This is a genomic window from Bartonella eidoli (genome assembly GCF_036576145.1).
Taxonomy (GTDB): domain Bacteria; phylum Pseudomonadota; class Alphaproteobacteria; order Rhizobiales; family Rhizobiaceae; genus Bartonella.
This window is the reverse complement of the sequence record NZ_JBAFWX010000003.1, coordinates 235,151-240,134: the sequence shown is the minus strand read 5'-3', so window position 1 is coordinate 240,134 and position 4,984 is coordinate 235,151. Positions and strand designations below refer to the sequence as shown.

6 protein-coding genes are annotated in these 4,984 nt (G+C 35.1%); all 6 read right to left on the bottom strand.

Going from position 1 to position 4,984, the window contains the following annotated elements; translation table 11 throughout:
- Positions 1 to 137: 137 nt before the first annotated feature.
- Positions 138 to 857, bottom strand: coding sequence for a TrbJ/VirB5 family protein (locus V5N68_RS03615; protein WP_332065816.1), 720 nt, complete (start codon positions 855 to 857; stop codon positions 138 to 140).
- Positions 854 to 3,325: a VirB4 family type IV secretion/conjugal transfer ATPase gene (locus V5N68_RS03610; protein ID WP_332065815.1), complete on the bottom strand. Its 2,472-nt coding sequence runs from the start codon at positions 3,323 to 3,325 to the stop codon at positions 854 to 856. Before V5N68_RS03610 ends, V5N68_RS03615 begins: the two co-directional genes overlap by 4 nt.
- Positions 3,326 to 3,327: 2 nt before the next feature.
- Entirely contained in the window at positions 3,328 to 3,636 is a 309-nt protein-coding gene (locus V5N68_RS03605; RefSeq protein ID WP_332065814.1) for a VirB3 family type IV secretion system protein, read from the bottom strand.
- 12 nt (positions 3,637 to 3,648) lie between these two features.
- A complete protein-coding gene (locus tag V5N68_RS03600) occupies positions 3,649 to 4,008 on the bottom strand; it encodes a conjugal transfer protein (RefSeq protein ID WP_332065813.1) in 360 nt (119 codons plus the stop codon).
- A gap of 124 nt (positions 4,009 to 4,132) precedes the next feature.
- Complete coding sequence (gene trwL, locus V5N68_RS03595; protein WP_332065812.1) at positions 4,133 to 4,456, bottom strand: VirB2 family type IV secretion system major pilin TrwL; 324 nt, start codon at positions 4,454 to 4,456, stop codon at positions 4,133 to 4,135.
- Positions 4,457 to 4,594: 138 nt separating this feature from the next.
- Positions 4,595 to 4,984, bottom strand: a 390-nt coding sequence (trwL, locus tag V5N68_RS03590) for a VirB2 family type IV secretion system major pilin TrwL (protein WP_332065811.1), incomplete at its 5' end; no start/stop codon positions are given.

Sequence of the window (4,984 nt, the reverse complement as noted above, 5' to 3'; positions counted from 1 at the left end):
TACTTAAGACTATTTGAAGCAGGTTGTACTTCTTACTACTATCCCTTCAAGATTGTCGGGATAGTTCATTTTACCTCTTAGTTTTTTATTTATTCACTTTAAAACCGTAAATATGGGCAGTATTGGTCTTAAAAAAATTACCTTAATCGTATAGTTGGTATTGTTGTATTTTTACTATTAAGAATTTTTATATTGCGTTTGTTTTTTTGCTGATTAATAAGTTCTCGTTCTGCATTGCGTAAATGTGCAACCATTTGTAACTTTGTACTTTCATTTTGAATCATAGCTAATTGAGCTTTAATATGTGCTTGCAATTCAGAAATATCTTTTAAATCCTTTGTTGACTCAATTTTATTTATCAATTCCATTATCTTATTAAAACGACTTTCTGTAGCCTCAAAAGCCTGTAAACTTATAGCTTTATCCATGAGCGCTGCATATTCACTGCGTGCCTTGATAACGGAACGTGTATAATGAACAGAATCATAATTTTCCTCGTTTTGCGCAATAGAGTCGAGCAACGGGAGCATTTCAGTATTTTTATTTCTATCATAGATTAATTCTGGATTTTTTAGAAAAAAAACATTCTTATCTATCGATGTAGAACCAGAAGTTCTATTACTTGTTATAGATTTATATATCTTCTCTGATTGATTCAGTTGTCTTTTTATTAAATTAATAATTTCTCTTTGTGTGCTAACAGGAGTCGATTGTAATGCCTTTCCTGAAGGAAAAAGCCAATCAGAAGATGGGGTTGATCGACCTAAATCTGCCGCTCCTGCTCCTCCAACCCAAGATGCCGAACTCGGTGTTACGGAAATTGTTGCTATTATCAATGAAAGAACTAATTTTTTCATGTCGTTCTCCTCTCTATTTTTACATGTTGTAAAAAAATTGGCAACCATATTGCCGGATCATCACCTACTTCAGCAATGATCGATTCGACTAACTCTGCATTATCAGGTGTCCCCGATAATACTAGGAGCTCGTCATTAAAATCCCGTTCAATGGTTTTTCCATCAATGTGCATATGAAATTTATTTAAATTCAGTTCTGCGAGTGCGGATTGATCTCCTTGCTTAATAAGGAATTGGCGGCTAAATTCACCAAGCCCTTTAACTAATTCAAATTCAGCATCCGTTAACTTGAAGCCGTCTGTATATTCTTCGTAATTTGCTTTTGGATTAGATAGAAAAATGTAAGTTGCACATTGCTGAATCAATGTTTTAGCAATATTACTCTCTAATGCATCGCTAGGCTCTTGGGTCGCAAAAATAAAAATACCGTTTTGTTTACGTATAGTTTTTTGTTTATTTTTTGCTAAATCTTCAAAATATGGATCTTGTAAAGGTTTCCAAAACTCATCAAAGATATACATAAACCGCTGCCCACTAATCATCCCTTCTGTACGATAAAGTAAATACATCATTACTGGAGTACGGGTTTCTGGATTATCTAAAAATTCAGTAATATCAAAACCATAAATTTGGTGCGTTGAGAGATCAAGAGCATCAGTTGGATTATCAAATAACCATCCATAATCATTACCTTCACACCATTTTATTAAACGGGCGTGAACAGTTGGACGAGCGTTATAATCACTTAAGCGCGGGTTTGGTAAAAACTGTACTAAAAAAGACAAACGACGCAATGATTTGTCGATATTACTTCCCATAATAGCTGTGACAGCTTTATCAATTTCTTCTTCATCACGATGTGTGATTTCTCCACCTATTTCTGCCAATTTTTTGACAAACTGTTTGAGAAAAATAAGGTTTTCCTGTGTTGGGGGAAGTTGAAATGGATTAAAACCGCTTGGTCTGCCCGTTTTAAATGTTAAATATCGACCACCTATCGCTCTAATGACAATTTCCATACCGCGATCTTTATCAAAAACAACGGTTGTGGGCTTAAATTTTTGCGCTTGCGCTAACAAAAAGCCAAGCAGTACTGTTTTACCAGAACCAGATTGTCCGATAAGTGCAGTATTTCCCAAGAGTCTTTTATCTGTTGCATCTTCTTCAAGTTGGGAAGCATGAAAATTAAAATAAAGCGGTGTTCTACTTGTTGTTTTAAGAATTGTAACTGCTGGACCCCATGGATTGCCCGTCGGCTTACCTGACATAAAATTATGAAAAGATGAAAATGACAAAAAATTAAGTGATGTAATTGGTGCAGGGCGTGGCCTCCATTTCCAATTCGCAGGCAGTTGCGCCCAATAACCAGCTTCGAGAGCTAAATCCACAGGCTTTGGTAACACTGCGGCATCTAACATAGCTGCACTTGCTTTTGCCATGTAGTCACGAACCTTTTGAACTGTGTCACCATAAATGGTTAACGTACAGTGGTGTTCACCCATAACAAAATGTCCACTGATAAGCTGATTAAGAGCATCATCAATTTGTGCAATTTGGCTTGTTGCCACATCACGCGCATCAATCAGATTGCGTTGATGCCGTTGTAAATAATTTTTTGCAGCATGCCGCGAAAGCACAGAAAAACTTTGTGTTAAAATAAATTCAAACTCGCTTTCCAACAGTACGTTAAGTTGCCCTGGTTTGGTTGTAACATCATACTCCTTAACTTCCATCATTCCAAATCGACGCATTCCAGTGCATGTGCGCAGCTCACCAATAGCACCCCATTTCGCGAAAAAAGGTCGATTAATACACATATAATCGGCAAAGCGGTCTTGACAGATTGGCATAGGCCGATACTCGCCATTAACAAGCATGCCAAGAAATTCTAGGGCAGAAGAATAGGCATAACCATTTTTTTCATAAGCACCAAGAAGTTCCACACCATAACGTTTAAGTGCTTGACCTATAGTACGATTAACATCATTTAGAGCCTTAATACATGACTCTTGCCGCATCTTTTTTTGATCAAGCGTTTCACGTTCATGTTCGGAAAAAAATGACACAAGTTTGTCAGTTATTGGTTGAAAAACAACAGTTAAGTATAAATCATTGACCATCAAATTATAGCCAGTGAAACTTTGTCGATATTTTTCATCAAGTTGATAACAAAACATTTGATCAAATGTTGAATCAGGATACTCATAAACGCGACGACGCACGATATGTGTCCAAAATGATAAATTAGCAGATGCAATACCACGTAAAACGTTGTTTAATTCTCTAATCCACTGAAAAATATCCTCTTCTGAAGCACTTTGATGTGAACGTCCATCAATTTTCCAGACTGACAAATATTCTGCGTTCTTAGTAGAGATGATTGTGTCTGTGATATGATGCGAGTAGGGTATAAACAGACTTACTGGTGTCTCTGACGAGAGCAATTTGCTGTTTTGAACAGCTTTCATGCTTATCTCCTTTTTTTATAATTAGAAGGGCTATAACTCGATGCACCCCAAAAGCTTTTGTTGCGATTACGAAATTTGGTATCAACCCACAACCACCAGATACGAAATGCCTTATCATCATTTTTGGTAATTTGTGCCATAATGAACCATAATGGCGGAGCCACTAACCACAAAAAAATGTTTACTGTCATAGCAAAACTGGCTACTCCTATAACCATAGATATGGCTGGGATCATTGGTACACCCCAAATTGTTGGAACGCGAGTTGCTCCTTTAAATAAAGGGAATTCTTCATGTTTTTGTGGTTTCATGGCAAATCCCAATTAGTTGATGTGAAACAATATATTGCTGATATAGAACGCTGCACCAGCAATAAGAACACTAAACGACCATCGCACAAATGTAGTACGTGCAATAATCCGCAATACATAAATGATTAATAAAAATAGGAAAAGGATAGCAGCAATTAGGGGAACGAGCAGACTTAATCCATAATATAAATTCGTTAGAGTATCTGCATCAACAGCGGCTTGAACAATTGTTTCTGCATGAACATTTGCAGATTGAGTTGTTAAAAACATGATTGTTGCCATAAAAATAACACTGGCTTGACGATTAACTTTTACTAGAAAAGTATCTAAGTATTTCATATTCTTAAATTTAACTATAATTGAAGTTACCATGAACAATATTCTCCTCTTACAGTATACTTTATAGTATAAGTGAAATTATTATTGAAATATCTACAATTGCTGAATACAAACCTCACTTTCTATTAGACATTTTGTGCTTTACGATTTGAAATTATCATGCGGTAGGATTGGCAAAAAACATCTTACTAATCTCTGCTGCTGATCCAGCGAGGATGACACCGACAGACCAACGTAAGAATGTATCTCTTTCAATGAAACGCCCCGCATAACCAATTGCTAAACATAAAAGTATGACGGCAGCCAAAGTAGGAACGATTTTACCCAATTCTATTTGCAGAGACTCTATAGCAGTTTTAGCTTTCTCCAGATTTTGTTTTTGAGCAAATACAGGATTATCCATAAAAAATATGGTCATAGCCGCAATAGAAAAGGTGATTTTATTATTTATCTTTGATTGAAAAGTTGATAAATTTTTCATTGTTCTTTCTCTAATTAAAAATACATTAATAGTATTATTTATTACTATTATAGTATAAACAGTATAACCGTTTACATATGACAACTATTATACCAAATATTATTTCTAAATAAAACGTTTTGTGTTCTATAGTTTAAATTAAGGTTTTCCCATCAACATAGTGCTAATTTCTACCGCTGATCCAGCGAGGATGACACCGACAGACCAACGTAAGAATGTATCTCTTTCAATGAAACGCCCTGCATAACTGATTGCTAAACATAAAAGTATGACAGCAGCTAAAGTAGGAACGATTATATTCAATTCTTTTTGTAGAGCCTCTATAGCAGTTTTAGCTTTTTCCAGATTTTTAGCAAATACAGGATTATCCATAAAAAATATGGTCATAGCCGCAATAGAAAAGGTGATTTTATTATTTATCTTTGATTGAAAAGTTGATAAATTTTTCATTGTTCTTTCTCTAATTAAAAATACATTAATAGTATTATTTATTACTATTATAGTATAAACAGTATAACCGTTTACATA

Coding starts and splice junctions, on each gene's coding strand:
- V5N68_RS03615 (WP_332065816.1), bottom strand. CDS start 857: ATGAAAAAATTAGTTCTTTCATTGATAATAGCAACAATTTCCGTAACA.
- V5N68_RS03610 (WP_332065815.1), bottom strand. CDS start 3,325: ATGAAAGCTGTTCAAAACAGCAAATTGCTCTCGTCAGAGACACCAGTA.
- V5N68_RS03605 (WP_332065814.1), bottom strand. CDS start 3,636: ATGAAACCACAAAAACATGAAGAATTCCCTTTATTTAAAGGAGCAACT.
- V5N68_RS03600 (WP_332065813.1), bottom strand. CDS start 4,008: ATGGTAACTTCAATTATAGTTAAATTTAAGAATATGAAATACTTAGAT.
- trwL (WP_332065812.1), bottom strand. CDS start 4,456: ATGAAAAATTTATCAACTTTTCAATCAAAGATAAATAATAAAATCACC.